This is a genomic window from Chryseobacterium sp. HR92, assembly GCF_045689405.1.
GTDB lineage: Bacteria > Bacteroidota > Bacteroidia > Flavobacteriales > Weeksellaceae > Chryseobacterium > Chryseobacterium viscerum_A.
Window position 1 is genome coordinate 3,874,091 of record NZ_CP139139.1, and the last position, 21,052, is coordinate 3,895,142.

At 35.7% G+C, this 21,052-nt stretch carries 19 protein-coding genes and 4 tRNA genes; all 23 read right to left on the minus strand.

Annotation, left to right across the window (positions count from 1 at the left end; genetic code table 11):
* Positions 1-14: 14 nt before the first annotated feature.
* Complete coding sequence (locus SFA27_RS17420; protein ID WP_047377186.1) at positions 15-1,307, minus strand: nucleotide sugar dehydrogenase; 1,293 nt, start codon at positions 1,305-1,307, stop codon at positions 15-17.
* A gap of 21 nt (positions 1,308-1,328) precedes the next feature.
* On the minus strand, positions 1,329-2,297 hold the full coding sequence (locus SFA27_RS17425) for an SDR family oxidoreductase (RefSeq protein ID WP_047377187.1): 969 nt from the start codon (positions 2,295-2,297) through the stop codon (positions 1,329-1,331).
* A 2-nt stretch (positions 2,298-2,299) separates the two neighbouring features.
* Positions 2,300-4,639 carry a polysaccharide biosynthesis tyrosine autokinase gene (locus SFA27_RS17430; protein WP_047377189.1) on the minus strand — a complete coding sequence of 780 codons (2,340 nt, stop codon included), beginning with the start codon at positions 4,637-4,639 and terminating at the stop codon, positions 2,300-2,302.
* Positions 4,640-4,642: 3 nt separating this feature from the next.
* The gene (locus tag SFA27_RS17435) at positions 4,643-5,434 is read right to left on the minus strand and encodes a polysaccharide biosynthesis/export family protein (RefSeq protein ID WP_047377190.1); all 792 of its coding nucleotides are present in this window, start codon (positions 5,432-5,434) and stop codon (positions 4,643-4,645) included.
* A 254-nt stretch (positions 5,435-5,688) separates the two neighbouring features.
* Entirely contained in the window at positions 5,689-7,611 is a 1,923-nt protein-coding gene (locus tag SFA27_RS17440; RefSeq protein ID WP_407293907.1) for a polysaccharide biosynthesis protein, read from the minus strand.
* A gap of 313 nt (positions 7,612-7,924) precedes the next feature.
* Positions 7,925-7,998, minus strand: a tRNA-Asp gene (locus SFA27_RS17445).
* Positions 7,999-8,031: 33 nt separating this feature from the next.
* Positions 8,032-8,105: transfer RNA gene (locus tag SFA27_RS17450), tRNA-Asp, on the minus strand.
* A 32-nt stretch (positions 8,106-8,137) separates the two neighbouring features.
* Positions 8,138-8,211 (minus strand) — tRNA-Asp (locus SFA27_RS17455).
* 32 nt (positions 8,212-8,243) lie between these two features.
* Positions 8,244-8,317 (minus strand) — tRNA-Asp (locus SFA27_RS17460).
* A gap of 124 nt (positions 8,318-8,441) precedes the next feature.
* Positions 8,442-8,759 (minus strand): thioredoxin, encoded by a 318-nt coding sequence (gene trxA, locus SFA27_RS17465; protein ID WP_027374941.1) that lies wholly within the window; start codon positions 8,757-8,759, stop codon positions 8,442-8,444.
* 84 nt (positions 8,760-8,843) lie between these two features.
* Positions 8,844-10,019, minus strand: a complete 1,176-nt coding sequence (locus SFA27_RS17470; protein ID WP_407293909.1) for a cysteine desulfurase family protein — start codon at positions 10,017-10,019, stop codon at positions 8,844-8,846.
* 2 nt (positions 10,020-10,021) lie between these two features.
* Positions 10,022-10,489, minus strand: coding sequence for a hypothetical protein (locus tag SFA27_RS17475; RefSeq protein ID WP_264518619.1), 468 nt, complete (start codon positions 10,487-10,489; stop codon positions 10,022-10,024).
* A 24-nt stretch (positions 10,490-10,513) separates the two neighbouring features.
* Positions 10,514-11,101, minus strand: coding sequence for an HAD family hydrolase (locus SFA27_RS17480; RefSeq protein ID WP_047374185.1), 588 nt, complete (start codon positions 11,099-11,101; stop codon positions 10,514-10,516).
* A gap of 6 nt (positions 11,102-11,107) precedes the next feature.
* The gene (locus SFA27_RS17485) at positions 11,108-11,833 is read right to left on the minus strand and encodes an SDR family NAD(P)-dependent oxidoreductase (RefSeq protein WP_047374182.1); all 726 of its coding nucleotides are present in this window, start codon (positions 11,831-11,833) and stop codon (positions 11,108-11,110) included.
* Entirely contained in the window at positions 11,833-13,152 is a 1,320-nt protein-coding gene (locus SFA27_RS17490; RefSeq protein WP_407293912.1) for an FAD-binding protein, read from the minus strand. The genes SFA27_RS17485 and SFA27_RS17490 overlap by 1 nt, the downstream gene beginning before the upstream one ends.
* Positions 13,149-14,036 carry a decaprenyl-phosphate phosphoribosyltransferase gene (locus SFA27_RS17495; RefSeq protein WP_264518622.1) on the minus strand — a complete coding sequence of 296 codons (888 nt, stop codon included), beginning with the start codon at positions 14,034-14,036 and terminating at the stop codon, positions 13,149-13,151. The genes SFA27_RS17490 and SFA27_RS17495 overlap by 4 nt, the downstream gene beginning before the upstream one ends.
* Positions 14,037-14,143: 107 nt before the next feature.
* Positions 14,144-14,833 (minus strand): OmpA family protein, encoded by a 690-nt coding sequence (locus tag SFA27_RS17500; protein WP_047374176.1) that lies wholly within the window; start codon positions 14,831-14,833, stop codon positions 14,144-14,146.
* 25 nt (positions 14,834-14,858) lie between these two features.
* The gene (locus SFA27_RS17505) at positions 14,859-15,350 is read right to left on the minus strand and encodes a lipocalin family protein (protein WP_047374174.1); all 492 of its coding nucleotides are present in this window, start codon (positions 15,348-15,350) and stop codon (positions 14,859-14,861) included.
* Positions 15,351-15,475: 125 nt separating this feature from the next.
* Complete coding sequence (locus SFA27_RS17510; RefSeq protein ID WP_407293915.1) at positions 15,476-17,158, minus strand: S8 family serine peptidase; 1,683 nt, start codon at positions 17,156-17,158, stop codon at positions 15,476-15,478.
* Between the two features lie 86 nt (positions 17,159-17,244).
* The gene (locus SFA27_RS17515; RefSeq protein WP_407293917.1) at positions 17,245-17,862 is read right to left on the minus strand and encodes a WbqC family protein; all 618 of its coding nucleotides are present in this window, start codon (positions 17,860-17,862) and stop codon (positions 17,245-17,247) included.
* An 11-nt stretch (positions 17,863-17,873) separates the two neighbouring features.
* The gene (lepB, locus tag SFA27_RS17520) at positions 17,874-18,548 is read right to left on the minus strand and encodes a signal peptidase I (RefSeq protein WP_185097805.1); all 675 of its coding nucleotides are present in this window, start codon (positions 18,546-18,548) and stop codon (positions 17,874-17,876) included.
* Positions 18,548-20,191, minus strand: coding sequence for a signal peptidase I (lepB, locus tag SFA27_RS17525; protein ID WP_047374167.1), 1,644 nt, complete (start codon positions 20,189-20,191; stop codon positions 18,548-18,550). The genes lepB (SFA27_RS17520) and lepB (SFA27_RS17525) overlap by 1 nt, the downstream gene beginning before the upstream one ends.
* A 127-nt stretch (positions 20,192-20,318) precedes the next feature.
* Positions 20,319-21,020, minus strand: coding sequence for a 4-hydroxy-tetrahydrodipicolinate reductase (gene dapB / locus SFA27_RS17530; RefSeq protein ID WP_047374207.1), 702 nt, complete (start codon positions 21,018-21,020; stop codon positions 20,319-20,321).
* Between the last annotated feature and the right edge of the window lie 32 nt (positions 21,021-21,052).

The following is a 21,052-nucleotide window of genomic DNA, read 5'->3' on the forward strand; positions in this document are numbered from 1 at the left end:
TAGTTCATATTTATTTATAATCTTGAATGGCTTTCTTCTAAGATTCCTTTTACGTCATAAATGATTCCATTTTCTTTTAAATGATTTTTTAAATCCAGATCATTGAATTGTTTATGTGCAACTGTAAGGATAATAGCATCATATTTTTCCTGTGGAATTTCATTCACGACCTCTAATCCATATTCGTGTTTTACTTCATCAGGATTAGCCCATGGATCAAAAGTTGTAACCTGCAAAGCATAGTCTTCAAGCCCATGAATCACATCTACCGCTTTTGTATTACGTACATCCGGGCAATTTTCTTTAAAAGTTATTCCTAAATTCAAAACTGTGGCACCATTGATGGTCACCTTATTTTTAATCATGGTTTTCAATAACTGAGAAGCTACATATTGTCCCATGGAATCATTAAGACGACGTCCTGCTAATATAATTTCCGGATGATATCCTTTTTCCTGAGCTTTCTGAGCCAGATAATATGGGTCAACACCAATGCAGTGTCCTCCTACAAGCCCTGGTTTGAAGGGTAAAAAGTTCCATTTGGTTCCTGCAGCTTCCAATACTGCATGAGTATCAATATCTAAAAGATTGAATATTTTTGCCAATTCATTTACAAAGGCAATATTAATATCCCTTTGCGAATTTTCGATTACTTTGGCAGCCTCTGCAACCTTAATTGTTGGAGCTAAATGAGTCCCCGCAATGATTACAGACTGATATAAATTATTTACTATTTCCCCGATTTCTGGTGTTGAGCCCGAGGTAACTTTTAAGATCTTTTCAACAGTATGCTCTTTATCACCGGGATTAATACGCTCAGGAGAATATCCTGCAAAGAAGTCCTGATTAAATACCATTCCTGAAACTTTTTCCAGAACAGGAATACATTCTTCTTCAGTAGCTCCTGGATATACAGTAGATTCGTAAATCACTATATCACCTTTGGACAATACTTTTCCTACAGTTTCTGAGGCTTTATACAGCGGAGTAAGGTCAGGACGGTTATGTTGATCCACCGGAGTCGGAACAGTAATAACGTAAATGTCTGCATCCTGAATATCCTTGATATCAGCTGAACAATATAATCCTTTTGCAGCATCCTGATTAAAAGGATTATCCTGAATTAATACAGATTCCAATACTTCATTTTCCACTTCCAGAGTACTGTCAACCCCTGTGTTTAATTCCGCAATTCTTTTCTGATTAATATCAAAACCTACAACCGGATATTTTGTGGCAAACAACCTGGCTAAAGGCAAACCTACATATCCTAATCCTATAATGGCAATTTTATGTTCTTTCTTCATAAAGATTCAATTAAAAAATGTTTACTTTAAATTTGTCCAATACCAGTTAATAGCTTCCTGTAAACCTTTATCTATATTATGGCTAGGTTTATATCCTAATAATTTTTCTGCTTTTTCAACTGATGCCAGTGAATGTGGAATATCTCCTACACGGTTCGGACCATGGACAACTTCCACTTTACCAATCTTTTCGTCAAATTCACTTAAATATTTTTTAAGATATCCTACCAGATCATTCAATGTAGTACGGTCTCCTACTGCTGTATTATAAACTGTGTTCACAGCTTCAGGGTTTTCAGTAAGCATGGCCAGTTCATTCATCTGAATAACATTGTCGATATATGTAAAATCACGTGAATAATCTCCTGTTCCATTTATTGTAGGAGATTCGTGGTTGATCAGCTGTTTTACAAATAAAGGAATAACAGCAGCATAAGCTCCATTAGGGTCCTGTCTACGTCCAAACACATTAAAGTATCTCAAGCCGATGCACTCCATTCCGTAAGTTTTCCCGAATACATCTGCATACAATTCATTGACATATTTGGTAATGGCATATGGAGATAATGGTCTTCCGATAACATCTTCTACTTTAGGTAATGATGCAGAATCTCCATATGTGGATGAAGAAGCAGCATATACGAAACGTTTTACTTTGGCATCGCGTGCGGCAACCAGCATATTTAAAAATCCTGAAACATTCACATCGTTACTTGTAATAGGATCTTTAATTGATCTTGGAACTGAGCCTAGTGCAGCCTGATGCAGAATATAATCTACATTTTCCACTGCCTTCTGACAAACTTCCAAATCACGGATATCCCCTTCAATGAGTTTATAGTTTGGATTTTCAAGGAAAGGTGCAATATTATGGCGGTGTCCTGTTGCAAAATTGTCTAAGCACACTACATAATAGCCTTTTTTTAAAAAATACTCCGTTAAGTTAGAGCCAATAAAACCCGCTCCACCTGTAATTAAAATTTTATTCATTTTTATGATTTGAAAATTTTACTCCACCAACTTTTTTTATCATTTGTTTGGCTGTAGCCATATCCATAGCTATAGTTATATCCGTAACCTCCTGCACGTTTTGAAACATCATTAATGACAAAAGATACATTCTTCAACTTAGAATCTTTCACCAGATCATTAGCAAAATCTATCAAAATATTTCTTGATACTCCGGATCTTACTACATATAGTGTTGCATCTGCTGTATCTACAATGCTAAGCGTGTCTGAAACAAGCATAAGCGGTGCAGAGTCTATAATGATATAAGCATATTGAGAAGACATCTCCGCAATAAGTTTCTGATACCTTCCGTTAGAAAGCAGTTCCTGAGGGTTAGGAGGAATTGCTCCGGCATAAATAACATCACATGAAGGATTGGTAGTGGATGTATGGATAAGTTCTTCCACGTTTACAGAATTATCATACAAATATTCTGTAAGCCCCTTTCTTTTGGTTGGCTCACTATCATATCGCTGAATCTGAGGATTACGAATATCTGAACCTATAAGAAGAGCTCTGGAATTTTTATTGGCAATGGTAAGTGCAAGATTCACAGAAACCAGGGTTTTCCCTTCTCCTTTTACCGAAGAAGTTACCATAATTACCTTAGCAGAATCTTTTACAGGTAAAACAAATTTAAGGTTTGAAACAAGCACTCTGAAAGCTTCCGCCAGTTCAGAAAAATCATTTTTCTGGATCAAGTGGTTTTCATTATCCTTAAGTGAAGGTATATCTACCAATACCCCCAATTCTGAACGTTCTTTAATATCATCTCTGGTATAAATCTTATCATCCAGCATGAAAGCGAAGTATAAAACAGCAAAAGGAAATAATAAACCAAGCAATATCGCTCCTAAAAAGATAATATCTTTTTTAGGGGATACAGGTATATCTTCTGTAAATGCAGGATTTACAATTTTAGCTTTCGGTACATTTACCGATAGATTGATTGCATTTTCTTCTCTTTTTTGAAGAAGAAATAAAAACAACTGTTCTTTAAGAGTTTGCTGACGTTCAATTCCTCTGTAGACTTTAGACTGTCCGGGAACTTTTTCAATCATACTATTGTTAGAATTGATCTGGTTCTGCAGCTGAGAAATACCAGTCTGCACCGATTGCTTCTGCTCCTGGATATTATCACGGATAACTTCCTTTAAAGAAGCAATTTCTCTGTTCATTTCTATAACAGCCGGGTTTTCATTGGTTGCCTGCTTAAGGGTTTTATTCCTATTGATAATCAATGAATTATACTGAGATATTGATTGTTCCAGAGAAGGATTCAAACCAAGATTGGATGGCATAAGCTGGTTATTGCCTTTTGAAGCCTCTCCTGAAAGGGAATTTAAAAGATCAAGCTGAGCTTGCTGCTGAAGGAGAACTTTAGTATTATCACTTGTATTCTGTAATGCCAGTTGCGCCTGTGCCTGAATATCTACAATACGATTACGGTTCTCGAAATCTTCTTTTTGATTTTCTACCCCTGAAAGGTCTTTGGTAATTACTTCCAGTCTTTTATCGATGAATTCCTGAGTATTCTGAGCTTGTAAATTTTTATCTTTCTGTCCATCCAGATTATACTGCCTGGTCACCTCATTAAGAATAGCTTCCGATTTTTCAGGAAGAGTTCCTATCAGGTTAATCTCCATTAGCATGGCTTTTTCATCTGGTAAATTTACCTCTATCTTTTTTTCTAATTTTTTTACTTTCTCAATCGGATTCCAAAAAACTATTTTATATTTTGATTTAAAAGCAAAAACAGGATTTCTCTGAAATACCACGCTCCCAAAATCCAAATTTAGAGGAATATTAAATTTACCTTTAAAGGTCTCTTTTTTTTTATCCTGAAGCGTAAACTGATCTCCCTTTAAGTCTATCATCGTATATTCAGAAAATATAAAATTCTCATTATTATTATATGATAATATTTTTGCAATCACAGGGACTTTACTAAACAGCTGCGAATCTTTAATTTCTCCTGTATTGAAATATTCTACACTGAGATTAAGATTTTTTACAACCTCCATAAGGATAGGTCGTGAGGTGACAACTGCTCCTTCACTTTTCAGTTCATCAGCATTGCCTAAACCCATACCTAGATTCTCCAGATCGGATAATGCCGAAGAAAGATTACTTTGTTTTTTATCAAATTTAAGGACTGTTGTTGATTGATACTGAGGTACACTGTATCTAAGATAAATGTAAGCTCCTATTACAAAAAACAAAATAGAAGCAATAAACCATGGCCATTTATATAGGTACTGAGAGATAACTTTTTTTAGGTTCAAACCGTCTTCCTTTTCCTGAAATTCTATCTTCTGCATATTTTATTTTCGTGTTAAAGCAATAATAAGCGTACCTGCTGTTAATAATGCACCAATAATCTGGAATGTAAGAGCTCTGTTCGGGTTCGAGTTAGCCTGAACCTGTTTATTTTTGTCCGGCTGTACATATAATATGTCGTTTTGTTTCATATAATAGTATGGTGAACTTACTATATCGGATCTGGTAAGGTCCACATTAGCAATCTGATCAGTTCCATCATCTCCTGTACGGATAAGTTTCACATTTGTACGATCTCCGAAATCTGTCATATCCCCAGCTAGACCTAATGCCTGAAAAATGTTAATCTTTTGAGACACACTTTCTTTCTGTCCAGGGTTTTTTACTTCACCTAAGACGCTTACATTGAAATTTTTTAGAGTAATGCTCACCATAGGGTCTGTAAGATATCTCTTAAGTCGAGCCTCCAGATCTTGTTTCAACTGTATCTGAGTCATCCCTTTAGCATATATATTCCCAATTACAGGAAAATATATATTTCCTTCTTCATTTACCAAATATTCACTTGGCTGCGAGTATTGATTTATTCCAGTATTAGAATTGCTTCCTACTTTATTTGTCGTATTGAGGTTGAAAGGTTTTACTGCAGCTTCATCAAGTGCAGATACAAGAATTAGCAGTACATCACCTTCCTGAATATGTAAGCCCTGGAATTTTGCTTTTGCAACTTCTTCTTCCATATTATGCTTTGATATATATACCATATTCTGTTTCGGTCTGCATGATAATAAAGTAACCGATAACAATATTATATACGCAATAATAGTTTTATTCATATGTTTTTATTCTAAATCTACTTGTGTTGTTATTCTAAAATCTACTTGAGCTAACTTCAATTTTATTAAGATACTCTTTTTGAAAAAAAGTTAACCTCACATATTTTTCCATATTTATTAGAAGATTTTTTTATGTGAAATGTATTTTAAATTTATAGATTTTAGATTAATTCTTTCTCTAGCAATTTTCATTCCGTTTAAAAACAAAAACAGCTAAAATTACTACTTTCTATTAAATTTCGTTTATTTCATTTTTAAATTTCATTCATATATACTTCACGTTCAGATATTCTATCCAGAACTTCAAATTCCGAATTATTGCTTATAAATTCCGGCACAATGACTTTTAATATTTTCACAATTTGTAAACTATCCTTACTCACTGCTGACATAATAATCTGCTGACACAAAGCTTCTATATCTTCAAACTCCATCACTGGATCTCTGGAGATCATAATTTTCTCATGATGTGTAGGAATAGTCGTAGAATGATCTGTTAGAAGTTCTTCATATAACTTTTCACCAGGTCGTAAGCCTATAAAATCAATCTTAATATCAATACCTGGTGTATATCCTGATAATTTTATCATTCTTTCTGCTAAGTCCAGGATTTTGACAGGTTTCCCCATATCAAAAACATAAATCTCTCCCCCTTCTCCCATTGTTCCTGCCTGAAGTACCAATTCACAAGCTTCCGGAATCGTCATAAAATAACGGATAATATCAGGATGAGTGATAGTAACCGGACCTCCTTTTTCAATTTGTTTTTTGAAATGTGGTATTACAGAGCCATTGGAGCCTAGTACATTTCCAAAACGCGTTGTAATAAATTTTGTTGTATTCTCCGAAGAATTTTGTAAAGACTGTACAAAAAGTTCAGCTGCTCTTTTAGAAGCTCCCATTACATTGGTAGGATTTACAGCTTTATCTGTAGAGACCATCACAAAACGATTTACACTATACTTTTTCGATAAGAGCGCCAGATTTTTAGTTCCTCCGATGTTTACAAAAATAGCTTCATGCGGATTGTCTTCTATTAAAGGGACATGTTTGTATGCAGCCGCATGGTAGACAATTGAAAACTGATGATCATTAAACAGTTTTTCCATCCTGGAATAGTTTGAAATATCCGCCAATACAAATTTGAATCTTTGGTTCGGAAATCTCTCTAATAATTCAAGCTGTAGTTCATATAAAGGAGATTCTGCCTGATCAACTACCACAATAAGTGATGAGTTCAATTGAGCAACCTGCCTTACTATTTCGCTTCCTATAGACCCGGCTCCTCCGGTTACTAAAATAGTTTTATTTACATGAAAACTCCTCACCTCTTCCCCCTCTATTTTAATGGCCGGACGATTAAGTAAATCTTCAATCTTCAGCGGACGGATACCTTTTACAACATCATCTTCTTTTATTATCCTAGCTATAGGTGCTTTTAATACCTTTAATCCATTATCCAATGCAAGGGTAGTCCATTCTTCCATTTCCCGTTTTGTCATCCTATCCTTGATTAAAACTGCATCAAACTGTTCTTTCAGATTATCGCTTTTAAGAAACTGCTTCTTATTATATATTTTATGACCTAGCAGCATTGCTTTCTTAGAATCTGACCTGGCACTAAGAAATCCTGCCAGCTGATAAGGATAATCGGGATTATGAATAATAGCATTCGCTAACGAAACAGAAGCATCACCTATCCCTACAACAGCAATCCTTTCTTTGGATAAAGTATCTTTAGGATCCATAAGTAAACCGAAAAACTGTTTGGTTATTATTCTGAAAAAGAACATCAGAAAAATAGAAATAAAGAAAAATAAAAACAGAACCGGATATAAAAAAAGAGGTTTACCCAACACCAGTCCAGATATAAAATTCAGTCCTAATAATGCAATAAGAGCACTACCCGAAGACCACAAAATTTTACAGAAATCTAAAAAAGTAGAGTGTCTTATGATTCCTGCATATGTTTTGAACAGGAGTATAAACAGAATGTTAACAATAATTACTGAAAATATTTTTTCATTTTGGTACTCAATAAAATTCAGCTTTACCTCCAGGCTTTTTAAGAACACATATGAAACTAAAACAGAAAAGAAAATGACTGAAATGTCGATAAAAAAAACCGACCACCTGGGTATATACCTTAACTCCCTGATTTTAAAAATGTCCCCCATATACAAATAAACCTAAAATATCATTTTCATTAATTCAACACTCAGTGGCTTTTATTATTGGGCGAAGGTAATAATTATTATTAATATTTTTAGTACTACATGCCAATTTTTATTTAAAATATAAATTAACATTTGAAACAAAATTCCAAAAACAAAACTATTAAAAAAGCCCGTAAACCAAGCGTATATACAGCTATTGTTTTCCATCCCATTTTTGCACCGGATCGATTTCCACTTTTCGAAATACACCTAAAATAAAAAAAACTGTAAAACATATGTTTTACAGTTTTATATCACTTTCATATTGCAGTTGCGATCCGGACGGGACTCGAACCCGCGACCTCCGCCGTGACAGGGCGGCATTCTAACCAGCTGAACTACCGGATCAATTTTTTTAAAAAGAAATTGAGAAAACTTCTGCGATCCGGACGGGACTCGAACCCGCGACCTCCGCCGTGACAGGGCGGCATTCTAACCAGCTGAACTACCGGATCAATTTTTTTAAAAGAAATTGAGAAAACTTCTGCGATCCGGACGGGACTCGAACCCGCGACCTCCGCCGTGACAGGGCGGCATTCTAACCAGCTGAACTACCGGATCAATTTTTTTAAAAGAAATTGAGAAAACTTCTGCGATCCGGACGGGACTCGAACCCGCGACCTCCGCCGTGACAGGGCGGCATTCTAACCAGCTGAACTACCGGATCATTTTTTAAAGAACGTCGTTTCTTTTTCGTGGTTGCAAAATTACACCTTTTTTTGTTATCTGCAAATTATTTTAAAAAAAATGCCTCCCAATACTGGAAGGCATTCATTATCAAACTTATTTTTTTATAAGTGAGCGCTTAATTTTTCAGCGATTACCTCTTTTGGAGCTACACCTACTAATTTATCTACCACTTCTCCGTTCTTAAAAATAAGAACTGTAGGGATATTTCTAATACCATATTGCATAGAAATCTCCTGGTTGTTGTCTACATCTACTTTCCCAACTACTGCTTTACCTTCAAAATCTGATGCTACTTCTTCGATGATTGGTCCTAAAGTTCTGCATGGTCCACACCATACTGCCCAAAAGTCTACTAATACCGGTTTGTCAGATTTTAAAACTGTATCCTGAAATGAGCTGTCTGTAATTTCTAAAGCCATTTTTGTTTCTTTTATTTTAATTAATATTATTTTCTTTTAATCCTCTATTTGGATGTTCAAAATTACGATTTTTAAAGCACAAGACTATCTATGCTCAACATTAGTTTTTTCTATAGTGTAATCACTGGAAATTTCTTTCAAAGCCTTCACTAATGTATCAATATCTGATTGGGTTGTCATATGGCTGAAAGAGATACGCAATGGTGTACAATGATCCATTTCGTCTTCAGAAAGCACCATCATCATAACCATTGAAGGTTTTGAAGCTCCTGATGAGCACGCACTTCCCTGAGAGATTGCAATTCCTTTCATATCCAGCTGAAGTCCTATCAATGAATTTTTATAAGGTAATAAAGCACTTAAAACTGTATAAAGACTGTTTTCCTTCTCTGCACTTCTTCCGTTGAACTTAATTCCTTCAATTTCGGCAGAAAGTCTTTCAATTGCATAATTTTTAATATCCTGCATATGGTTGGTATATTCATCCATATGATTCAGAGAAAGTTCTAACGCTTTCCCCAGTCCTACAATACCGCTGACATTTTCTGTTCCGGCTCTAAGGCTTCTTTCCTGAGGTCCTCCGGTAATAATTCCTTTTAAACCTGTTGCTTTTCTGATAAATGCAAATCCAGCTCCTTTGGGTCCATGAAATTTGTGGGCACTACAGGAAGCGAAGTCTACAGGAATATCCGAGAAATCAAGGTTCATATGGGCCATTGTCTGTACGGTATCTGAATGGAAAAGTGCATTATGCTCTTTGCATAATTGGGCAACCTTTTTAAGATCGATTATATTTCCGATTTCGTTGTTGGCATGCATTAAGCTTACCAGTGTTTTTTTATCTGAAGCTTTTAAAAGTTCTTCTAATTTTGTAAGGTCAATATCTCCTTTTTCATTCGGACGGATGTAGTTTACTTCTACCCCTTTTCTGTTTTTCATGTCCAGAATACTTTCAGAAACACATTTGTGTTCCAAAGGAGAGCTAATGATTCTTTCAACTCCAAGGTGTTCTACCGAGGATTTGATGATCATATTGTTGGATTCAGTTCCACAGGAAGTGAAAATGATTTCAGCAGGAGTTACATGAAGATAGTCTGCAACCTGTCTTCTTACATTTTCAATAAGTATTTTTGCTTCCTGGCCAAAGCTGTGCGTTGAAGACGGGTTTCCGAAATTCATCTTCATAGTGCCCACCATTGCATCTATAACTTCTTCTGCAAGCGGAGTGGTTGCGGCATTATCTAAATATACTTTATCCATTATTATTTTGAATATTTTAATTCTACGGAGGTAAACTTGTAATCTGCGGGAACAGTAAAAATAAACCATGGACTGGAGATCACCTGAATTTCCATTCCACCGGAAGGTTCTCCGGCCGGAACTTCTACATAGAGAATCTGATTTTTCACAGATACACTTTTGACTTCTTCAATTTTGTGACTTCCTGATCTGAAGGTTCCTAAATTGTATAAAACGACTTTTTTATTTTTCGGAAACTGAGGGTATTTGATATAAGATTCTTTTCCAAGATCCTCAATGCCAAAACTTCCTCTGATACTGTTTCGGAAATCTTTTTCGTCATTAATGATTCTAAAGCCGGGCATATCAGTTCCTCCCTGAGATTCAGAAACAAGGAGTTCAGTATTTCCCTGCATGGCAGAAGGCTTCTGAGATGAAGTGCTTGCACAGCTCATAAATATTACTGCACATGCAATTAACAGGCTTTTCATTTTTTACAATTTTATCTCCCAAAATTAGTGAAAAAATTGGTAATGTCCCTCATTTGCCCATTTCAACATTGGCCGATCTCCTGAAGTATCCCCAAATGCAATAATTTTATCGTACTTAGAATTGTTTATTTCTTCTTTAATTCTTACCAATTTTTCTTTCCCATTGCAGTTTTTCCCTACAAAATTCCCTGTGAAAACTCCGTTCTTAAACTCTGCCCGCGTAGAAACAAGCTCCATTTTAAGTTCCTCAGCGAAAGGCTTTACCCAAATATCTAAGGATGCAGTCACCAATAAGCTTTGTGTATTATTCCTATCGATATTTTTAATAAAGTCTAATGCATTTTCCCGCACAATTTTAGGATAATGAAGCTCAAAAAATTGTTTAGACTTCATTTCAATTTTCTCCTGAGTCTGTCCTTTTAAAATAGACCCAATAAAACTTTTTTTCACTTTTTCCGTTTCGGCCAGTTTCAGCTTTAGCAGAATAAAGAGAGGTACATGTCTTAAAAATTGTATCCGGTATTTTGTAGAATCGTAGAATTTAAGATACATAAACATGGTATCCTTATATGTCAAAGTTCCGTCAAAATCAAAACAATACAATTTTTTCATTTTTCTTTAAAGCTTTAATTTTTTGAATATAAATTCAGGGATATTCCTGATAATCATCATGATAACACTCCAAACCGGCAAAACATATGCCACGTTTTTTTCCTTTTTGAAGGCTTTATAAATACATGCAGCAGCCTGTTTCGGTGTTGCTGTCAGTTTCGGATTTAAAGGCAGACCTTCTGTCATTTTGGTTGCCATAAACCCAGGTTTTATGGTGAGAACGTGTACTTTTTTATCAAAAAGGTAGTTTCTCAAACCACTCAAATAGGCTGTAAATGCCGCTTTAGCACTTCCATAGATAAAATTACTTTGTCTTCCCCTGTCTCCTGCTACTGATGAAAGCCCGATAATCGTTCCGGATCTTCTGTTTTCAAATTTATGAGCAAAATAATTCATTACAGGAACCAGTTTTGAATAATTAATGTCTATGATACGTTCCGTATTCCTGTTGTCATACAGTCCTTCTTCTGTTCCTTCTCCTAAATATCCTACGGCACAAAATAATACATTTGAATTGATATTATCAAATCTGTTGTAATCAATTTCTTTAGTCAGATCCAGTTCAATGACTTCTGCCTGCTGCAAAAATTTCACATCAATATGTCTTGCAAACCGTTCTGTTGTTTCTTTATTTGAGGTAAAAAGATAGATTTTTTCAAACTTTTCTCCTTCCTGAAGTGCTTTTTCCACAAAAGCCTGTGCCACTTCAGATGTGCTTCCCAGAACTATCATTATGAATTGTTGTTTATGATTCTTTTGTGCTGTAAAGACACAAATTTAGGATTTTGAATATTTTTCAGATAATTGGTAAGTGATGATCTGCTCATGCTGTCCTTTGTAAGGTAAATCCTTCCTCCGAACTCCTGAACAATTGCATCCAGCTGATCTACCAGTTTTTTCAGTTTTGAATTGACTTTAAAATCCAGTGCCAGCGTATACCCTTCCACGGGAAATGAATTGTAAGCCTCCGGATTATGTTTCCCAAAAAGTTTTAAAACCGCTAAGAATGATCCGTTTCCGCTTTTCGCAATCGTCTCAAGGATTCTTTTCATCCCTTCTTTTCCTTCTTCCTTAGGAATCACCATCTGATATTGTATAAAACCTGATTTTCCGTAGATTTTGTTCCAATCATTAATAGCGTCCAAAGGATAAAAAAATGTTTCGTAATCAATAAAATTCTTAACTTCCTTCTTAGACTGTTTTTTAAAGTAAAGCCAGTTGAATATTTTTACTGTAAGTGCATTCAGGACAAATCCCGGAAAATAAAAAGGAACTGTAGGTGATAATTTTTTCTTTAATCTCAAAGGTGTTTTAGAAAACTTCTGGGGAAGCTCATGTTGAAAAGCGTGCTCGCCTCTCATCAGGATACTTCTTCCTATATTTTTTCCTTTCTGAAGACAATCGATCCATGCAACGGTATACGTCCAGTTTTCACTTTCATCAAACAGTTTAAAGATTTCATCCAGGTTTTCTGCTTTGATGCTTTCCTGGCGAATGTATGCAGATTCAATATTTTTAAGCTTAAATTTTGCCGTAAGAATAATCCCTGTAAGTCCCATACCACCGATCGTTGCCCAGAATTTCTCTGAATTTTCTTCTCTGGAACAAGTAATAATCTCCCCGCTCTCAGTCATGAGCTTGAATTCGATTACATATTCTGAAAAACATCCTTCTGCATGATGGTTTTTTCCATGAACATCGGAAGCAATAGCTCCTCCCACTGATATAAACTTTGTCCCCGGAGTAACATACAGGAAGTATCCCTGTGGAACAGCGATTTCCAGAACATCTGAAAGCAGTACTCCGGATTCGCATTCTATCACTCCGTTTAAACGGTCAAAATTGATGAACTTATTTAATTTTTTGGTTGAAAATATAGATTCTCCCAACGAAGCATCACCATAGCATCTTCCGTTTCCTCTGGCAATAATCTCGTTGTGATTGAGTACAAATTCTTTTATTTTTTTGAAACTGTCCTCCGATCTCATTTCTTTCTCTATTACCGGGAAATTACCCCAGTTTGTAACTTTCTGTGTGAAATTAGGCTTCATTTCTTAAAATAAATTTGAATTAAAAATGCAGCTACCCAAAGTACTAGGGTAACCTGTATATAGCGGTCCCTGTACACAATTTTTGTGGGAGATTCTGTTCTGTTATAAACCAAGGTCTGCTGAAGGTATCTCAATAAGGCAAAAACCACGAAAATTACCGTATAAAAAACTCTTTCATGGAATCTTTCCTGAACTTCCGGTGACAGGGTAAACATCAGGTAGCACACAATAGCCAGTGTAATTGAAATGGATAATGCAATATCTGCAAACTGAACGTTATATCCATCTAATGCCCGTCTTGTTTTTCCTGAAACCTGAGCGTTGATAAGCTCTCCTCTTCTTTTTCCAATTGCCAGTACGAGTGCCAGCACAAACGTTAAGAGAATAGCCCATTGTGAAATACTGATTCCGGTAATATAACCGCCAGCCAATACACGAAGTACAAATCCTATTGCAATAATAAAAATATCGATGATAGGAACGTGCTTAAGTCTAAATGTATATGCCAAATTCATCACCACATAGAAACCTATTATGATCGCAAATTTCCAAAGCAATTCATGGAAGTAGAGCTGTGTGAAAAATACAAGAATAATGTCTGTAATAACCAGACCGATAAGAATTCCTATGGCCTTTGCTTTTGAAATAGCACCGCTAGCCAAAGGTCTTCTTCTTTTTTCAGGATGCTTTCTGTCTGCTTCAATATCATTATAATCATTCAGAATATACACAACACTTGCCGCAAGCGAAAAGATAACAAATGCGAAAATGCTTTTGGTAAGCAGATCTATGTTGGTAATATTACCTGAAAAGAAAAGAGGGACAAATACAAAAAGGTTTTTCACCCATTGCTCTACGCGGAGCAGCTTTAAATATTTCTTCATTTATGTTATTTCAAGTACAAAAATAATAAATTCAAAATTTCTAGCATAAAAATACAAAAAAAACCGCCGGGGCGGTCTTTTACGAAAATATTTATATGTAAAATTAATTACTGCCCTTGCTTGGCATCATTAATCATTTTTTCATTTGCAGTGATTGCAAACTCTACTCTTCTGTTTTTAGCTCTTCCTTCATCCGTATCATTGCTTGCAACCGGCATATTTTTACCTTCACCTTTTGTGAACATTCTGCTTGATGCAATTCCTTTTCCTACTAAATAAGCTTTTACAGCATCAGCTCTTCTTTGAGAAAGTGCCATGTTGTAAGCATCTTTACCTACGCTATCTGTATGTCCGTAGATATTGATATTGGTATCAGGGTTGTTTGCCAATACCTCACCTAGCTTGTCAAGGTTAGTCTGTGCAACAGAAGTAAGGTTTGAAGAGTCAAATGCAAAGTTAACGATGCTTTCATTCATTGTTACTTTAATACCGTCTCCTACTCTTTCTACCTGAGCACCCGGCAAAGTTTCTTTAATATCTCTGGCCTGCTTATCCATTTTGTTACCGATAACATTACCAGCTACACCACCGATAATACCACCTAATACTGCACCAATAGCTCCGTTTCCTCCTTTCCCTACATTGTTCCCCAAGATACCTCCAAGTACTGCTCCTGAAGCAACACCTACTGCTGTACCTCTTTGTTGGTGATTTGAATTCTGAACCGCTTCACAGCTTGTCAATAATAATGCTGATGACAAGAAAAGGGCTCCTACGTATGTTTTATTAAAATTCATTTTTTTGATCTTTTATGTTGATAAATTATTTCATTCCTGCTCTCTGGAAGTTGTAAACTACTTTTACATTGCCTCCTTCAAAAGGAACATCTTGCTCAAGTGAAAACTGATCTGTTGTCTGATTGATCATTGTAAGACTGTATCCTACAGAGTTTTGTTTTGCTTTTGTACCTGCAGCAATTTTTTTAAACATAAACGTGTTACCGTCTTTTACTTCAAACTTGATAGGCTGTGTAATTGCCGGGCAATCTCCACCTCCGTTTAAAGTATATGCCCCTGTCCAGTTGTTAGGAATTAATCTCCAGTGACTTCCTACAAAACATTGTGCGTCTGCACCTTCGTCAAAAGGCTTGATTTTATATCCTTTTTCGTAATCTATACTTACGATTTGCCAATCTCCTTTCATTTTCAGAAAGTCTGCTCTTTGATTTTGAGACGTAGCTGCTTTGTTAACAGAGGAACACGACACTGCAAAAAGTGATGTTCCCAACATCCCTGCAAGTAGTAACTTTTTCATTTTGTTGTTTATTATTTTGTTACTATAAAGTTACAAAAAACCGTGCCAAAATTTAAAATAAAAAACAAAAAGTCCGAAAAAAATTCGGACTCTTTATGGTTTCTCCTTAAACACAGAGAGATAAATTATTTTTTAACAGCCTTTTTTACGGATTTCGAAGGCTTAGCAGGGCCTGACGGCTTTCCTTTGTAGAAATTGGTATAGGCATATTCTGCGGCTTTTTTCAAATCGATAACTCCTCCTGCCTGCGATTGATCTGTAAATCCGTCTGCAGTGCTTGGATTGCTGCTTTTCACAAGTGCTTCAATGATCTGATAAGGTTTCAGATCCGGCATATATGCTAATAAAACGGCCGCACCTCCAGCTACTACAGGGGAAGCCATAGAAGTTCCCTGAAGATATTTGTATTCGTTTTTAGGAACGGTAGAATAGATTTCTTCACCCGGAGCGAAAACATTTACCATTTTTTTATTATAGTTAGAAAAATCAGCTCTCAAAGCGCTGTTTTTATTGGTACTTGCTCCTACTACAAGAACATTGCTCACAAATGGTTTCTCGTCAGTAACATTTTTAAAGTTGGTAGGAAATGCCAAATGTTCTGCTACATCTTCATTTTCGTTACCTGCAGCTTTTACTAAAAGAACCCCTTTATCTTCAGCATATTTAAAAGCATCCCAAACTACATTTTTACCTGGAGAAACGGGTTTACCAAAGCTCATGTTCAAAACTTTTGCTCCGTTATCTACTGCATATCTGATAGCGTTTGCAACATCTTTATCTCTTTCATCACCGTTTGGAACCGTTCTTACAGACATGATCTTAGCAACTTTTGAAGCTACCCCATACTGAATTTCTTTTCCTTGCGGAAGCCCTGCAATGATTCCGGCTACGTGAGTTCCATGTTCTGCATCCGGTCCTTCATAATGATTGTTACCATAGTTTTTTTCAGAATAGTCATCATAGTTATCTCCTACAATTTCTTTTCTGGTATCGTAAGAAAGATCATACTGTTTTGCTGCCGGAGCAAAATGGTCTATTGCCTCCTTCATTTCTTCCTTCATCTTTTTTTCAAATTCAGCGGAAGATTTCCCTTTGAATTCAGGACTTTGAGAAATCTGCCCCAGGAATTCCAATGCGATTGCATCTTTCTGGTCTGTAGGAGCTTTAATTGCGGAAAGTGTTTCAGCTGTTACAGGCTTACCTCCCAATAATTTTACCATATTAGGAATCAGCTCATTCAGCATAGAATAGGTTTTGAAATTCTGTACAGCCTCGATACTTTTTTTATTGAACATATCTTTGGCCTTCATATACATATCAAACTCTTCTTTCATCTGAGCCTGATTAGCTTTATTCTTAGTAGAATCACTTCCTTCAAAAACAGGTTTGTATTTGGCAACAACTCTTGTCACTTCCATGTTGTCAATATCAACATCACCGTTTTTACCTCCTATGAAGTTCCAGCCGTGTACATCATCAATATATCCGTTTCCGTCATCATCTTTACCATTTCCGGGAATTTCATTAGGGTTTGACCAAAGGTTCTTTACCAATCCGGGGTGGTCTACCTGTACTCCACTATCCAAAACTCCCACCACAACTGTTTTAGGCTTCAGCCCTTTAGATTCCAAGTATTTATAAGCATTTGCCGTATTTACTCCATATACCTTTGAAGTTGCAAAATCTTTATGATACCAAGTCATCAGATCTTTATCTTCATTTGGATCAATACTTTTAGCTTTAGATTCCTGTGCAAAAGAAAAACTAAAACCTGCTAAAAAAACTGCAGCTAATAATACCTTTTTCATATGTTGAAATTTATTTTTTAAAGAGATATACCAATCGCCAACTTTATCTGTTGTCTGTTGAAAATTTCATGGATAGCGATGGTATGCTAATATGGTTGTTTTATATTTTTTATATACACTAATGACTCCGGTCCTTTATTGCAAATAAGATCCAGAACCGACAGGTCTTCCAAAAAGCCTAATTTATCAGAAAACGTCTGGTAATACTCTTCCATTTGAAACTCTGAAGGAAGCTTTGCCGAAAACTTTTCTCTGAAATTGATACTTTCAGGATTTTTGATATATTCTTCATTCAAAGAGTGTGCCTTTTCTGTTTTCAGTATCTGTTGGATGATTTCTATCCCCTTAAGGTTAAAATCAAGAAGATACTTTTCCTGAAGATCAAATATCTTTCTGAACTTATCTTCATAATATTCAAAATAAGGAGAACTCTGATATGCCGTTTTTATTGATTTCCAATGAAGGGCTCTCCAATCTTCACGATAAGAGATCTCAACATCTTTAAATTCTCTTTTCCCGTTATGATGGATAGGAATTATTAAGGACAACTTTCCGTTGGCTCCATAGATGTTTGCTCTGTTTCTATAAGTCTGTTTGGGAAAACTTTCAAACTGTTCCAATGTAATTTCATTCTCAGGATTTAATAATACTGAAAACCATGAAATTGGGGGCATATAAAATGCCGGTAATAAAATATTTTGCATAATAATATAATCTAGTTTCTAGGGTAAATTACTCGTCCTACAGCATCTTTCTCATCAATAAAGCCTAAATAACGGGAATCTAAACTTGCATTACGATTATCTCCTAAAAAGAATAATTTTCCACTTGGAACTTTTATTGGTCCAAAGTTATCTGCATTCCAATCTTTATGATAAATTTTGCGAATATCCTGATCTGTATTTGGATTTATAAACCTTTCATGAAAGAAATTATTATTAAGTTCTTTATCACTTAACTGAGTAATGAAGTAATTATCATCAATCTGAAAGATTTCACTTTCTTCAGTTCCTTTAAATAGGAGGTCATTTGCATAGCCTCTGTCTATTTTATAAGAATGCTTCACATTAAACTTACCTATCAATGTATTATTAACGTATAATTCTCCATTCTTAATTAAAATCTCATCATTTTCCGTTCCTATTAATCTTTGCACATAGACACCTTGAGGGTAATCTAAATTATTCTGATTGTATGCAATCATTTTAAACTTGGCATAAGGAAGGATGTTAGTCATCACAATAAATGACTTTTTTTTGATGGTAGGTTCATTGCCTGCCGTTGGTACAAAAGCATATTGCAAAACCCCGGAGAGTTTTGCAATAAAAAAAAGAGTTACAATAAAGCTACCTATTAAAAGGACTCTATTAAATATTTTACTTTTAAACACTATTCTTCAGTTTTTTTCTTTCTGAATAATTTCACGAAATATTCCCATCCGAAGAACAAGATCAGGATCATCGCTGCAATCCACCAGTAAGAGGTTTTATTAGCTTCTCCTGTATTGGTTGCTTTAAACATTCTTTCCCAACGGATTTTGAATGGTGCCTGATAAGTAGAACTACTGTCTGCAAAAGCACCCTGAAGGCTCATCCATGTAAACATCGGCTTTCCTACAATATTTTCTTCCGGAACGAAACCAAAGAATCTTGCATCTAACGAAGCATCTCTGTTGTCTCCTACCATCATATAATAATCCTGCTGAATGGTATACTGGCTCGCTTCTTTTCCGTTGATAAAGATCTTCCCGTTCTTTTTCTCTAAGCTGTTGTGCTCATATTCAGAAATAATCCACTGATAGGTTGGAAGTGTTTCCTGGTTGATGGCTACAACGTCTCCTTTTTTAGGGATTCTAAGCGGTCCGTACCAATCCTGATTCCAAGGTTTATTAATCGGGAAGATAGATTGTGTAGTATCAATCTTCGTTTTGGCTTCATCTCTGTAATATACTGCAGCTTCTCCTTTTGTTGAAACTTCTTCTTTCATATCAAGAACATGAGGAAGTTCTTTAATTTCTTTGGCAGTTTTATCCGTTAACCCCTGAAAGCCATAAATAAACCCTCCGTTATCCTGTTGAAACTCCTGAACCGGTAAAAATCCATAAGCTTTATATAAAGTTGGGATATCTAATTGAGCATCTGTGGTTACAATATATCTGTGCTGCACTTCCTGGTCTCCTAAAACTACTTCCGGCTTTCCGTTAACGAAAAGTCTTCCGGCTCTCATTTCAAAAGTATCTCCTGCTGTGGCAACACATCTTTTTACGTAAGGATCTTTTCTATCGATCGCTGTATGTACAGAATCCTGAGGATAGTTGAAAACAACCACATCATTTTTCTGTGGCTTGTTGAATTGTAAAATTCTTGTGTAAGGAAGCTTTACTGCATCTACGTAAGATTTCGGATCATCTTTCGGGTTGCCTTTCTGTCCTGTATCCATAATTGTTCCCTGAAGGAAAGGTATTGCTACCGGACGCATCGGAAGTCTGTAACCATAGCTCCATTTGTTTACAAAAAGGAAGTCACCCACCAATAATGTTCTTTCCATAGATCCCGTAGGAATACCAAAAGGCTGTGTTACAAAAACGTGGATGATGGTTGCAAAAACTACCGCGAAGGTAATTGAACCTACAAATGTATCTTTCTTTTTATCATTCTTTTCTTCGTCTGTAAGAAACAGGTCGTTTGCATTTTCATCTTCTAACTCTACATCCTTAGAATAGTTGATTACTGCCATATAAATAAAGGGCAGAATCACGGTAAGAATCTGATCTTTGAAAAGGGTTTTCCCAAACTTTTTCACTAAGTAAAGGTGAAAAACAGACATCATGATTGGCCCTACAATCGGAAGATAGGACAGAATCGCCCACCATTTCGGATGTTTTGTTTCTTTCAGAATAATGAAATAGTTATAGAAAGGGATAAAAGCAAATAAAGGGCTATAGCCCATTTTCTTGAACAGTTTCCAAGATGAAATGCCCATCAATACGGATAGTATGAGGACATATACGGTATAAGTTAAAAAATAATTCATAAATTTTTTGTGCCTATTCTTATGATAAAAATGATGAGCAATAAATGATAAAAGCAGTCCGCTGTTTACAATTCACTATTCATCATTTTTTGTTTATTGGTCTGCAATTTACAGAATTTGTTACAAATTAAAGCCCCAAAACATCTTTCATTGCGAAGTTTCCTTTTTTATCTTTAATCCATTCGGCAGCTACCACAGCTCCCAGGGCAAAACCGTTTCTGTTGAATGCAGTGTGCTTGATCTCAATTTCGTCTACTTCACTTCTGTAATATACGCTGTGAGTTCCCGGAACTTCATCTTCTCGTACTGCAAAAATACCCAGCTGTTTCCCTTCTGTTTCTTCCAGCTTCCAGGCGTCAAATTTCGGATTATTTTGGATGATTCCTTCTGCAATGGAAATAGCAGTTCCACTTGGAGCATCTTTTTTGTGGATGTGGTGAATTTCTTCCAGCTGGCAAGAATATTCATCTACATTTTTCATCAGATCTGCAAGTTTTTCATTTAGAGCAAAAAATAAATTTACTCCTAAACTAAAGTTGGAACCATATAAGAATGCTGTACCGTTTTCTACAGCCAGTTTTTCTATTTCTTCCTTTTGATCCAGCCAGCCTGTAGTTCCACAGATTACCGGAATTTTATTTTCAAGACAAGCTTTGATGTTTTCAAATGCCACTTCCGGCAATGAGAATTCAATCACAACATCCGGATTATTAAGATTCTCAGCAGTTGGAGTTTCCTTAAGGCGGGCAACTACTTCATGACCTCTTTTCTGCGCGATCTCATCTATGATCTTACCCATTTTACCGTAACCAACTAATGCTATTTTCATATAATCTTTTTTATTTTTAAATACTGCTTTCA

What these genes read in the sequence shown, in the direction of transcription:
- SFA27_RS17420 (WP_047377186.1), bottom strand. Translation starts at nt 1,307, where the DNA reads ATGAAGAAAGAACATAAAATTGCCATTATAGGATTAGGATATGTAGGT.
- SFA27_RS17470 (WP_407293909.1), bottom strand. Translation starts at nt 10,019, where the DNA reads ATGGATAAAGTATATTTAGATAATGCCGCAACCACTCCGCTTGCAGAA.
- SFA27_RS17425 (WP_047377187.1), bottom strand. Translation starts at nt 2,297, where the DNA reads ATGAATAAAATTTTAATTACAGGTGGAGCGGGTTTTATTGGCTCTAAC.
- SFA27_RS17515 (WP_407293917.1), bottom strand. Translation starts at nt 17,862, where the DNA reads ATGCAAAATATTTTATTACCGGCATTTTATATGCCCCCAATTTCATGG.
- SFA27_RS17475 (WP_264518619.1), bottom strand. Translation starts at nt 10,489, where the DNA reads ATGAAAAGCCTGTTAATTGCATGTGCAGTAATATTTATGAGCTGTGCA.
- lepB (WP_047374167.1), bottom strand. Translation starts at nt 20,191, where the DNA reads ATGAATTATTTTTTAACTTATACCGTATATGTCCTCATACTATCCGTA.
- SFA27_RS17510 (WP_407293915.1), bottom strand. Translation starts at nt 17,158, where the DNA reads ATGAAAAAGGTATTATTAGCTGCAGTTTTTTTAGCAGGTTTTAGTTTT.
- SFA27_RS17505 (WP_047374174.1), bottom strand. Translation starts at nt 15,350, where the DNA reads ATGAAAAAGTTACTACTTGCAGGGATGTTGGGAACATCACTTTTTGCA.
- dapB (WP_047374207.1), bottom strand. Translation starts at nt 21,020, where the DNA reads ATGAAAATAGCATTAGTTGGTTACGGTAAAATGGGTAAGATCATAGAT.
- SFA27_RS17500 (WP_047374176.1), bottom strand. Translation starts at nt 14,833, where the DNA reads ATGAATTTTAATAAAACATACGTAGGAGCCCTTTTCTTGTCATCAGCA.
- SFA27_RS17495 (WP_264518622.1), bottom strand. Translation starts at nt 14,036, where the DNA reads ATGAAGAAATATTTAAAGCTGCTCCGCGTAGAGCAATGGGTGAAAAAC.
- SFA27_RS17440 (WP_407293907.1), bottom strand. Translation starts at nt 7,611, where the DNA reads ATGGGGGACATTTTTAAAATCAGGGAGTTAAGGTATATACCCAGGTGG.
- SFA27_RS17430 (WP_047377189.1), bottom strand. Translation starts at nt 4,639, where the DNA reads ATGCAGAAGATAGAATTTCAGGAAAAGGAAGACGGTTTGAACCTAAAA.
- SFA27_RS17490 (WP_407293912.1), bottom strand. Translation starts at nt 13,152, where the DNA reads ATGAAGCCTAATTTCACACAGAAAGTTACAAACTGGGGTAATTTCCCG.
- trxA (WP_027374941.1), bottom strand. Translation starts at nt 8,759, where the DNA reads ATGGCTTTAGAAATTACAGACAGCTCATTTCAGGATACAGTTTTAAAA.
- SFA27_RS17480 (WP_047374185.1), bottom strand. Translation starts at nt 11,101, where the DNA reads ATGAAAAAATTGTATTGTTTTGATTTTGACGGAACTTTGACATATAAG.
- SFA27_RS17485 (WP_047374182.1), bottom strand. Translation starts at nt 11,833, where the DNA reads ATGATAGTTCTGGGAAGCACATCTGAAGTGGCACAGGCTTTTGTGGAA.
- SFA27_RS17435 (WP_047377190.1), bottom strand. Translation starts at nt 5,434, where the DNA reads ATGAATAAAACTATTATTGCGTATATAATATTGTTATCGGTTACTTTA.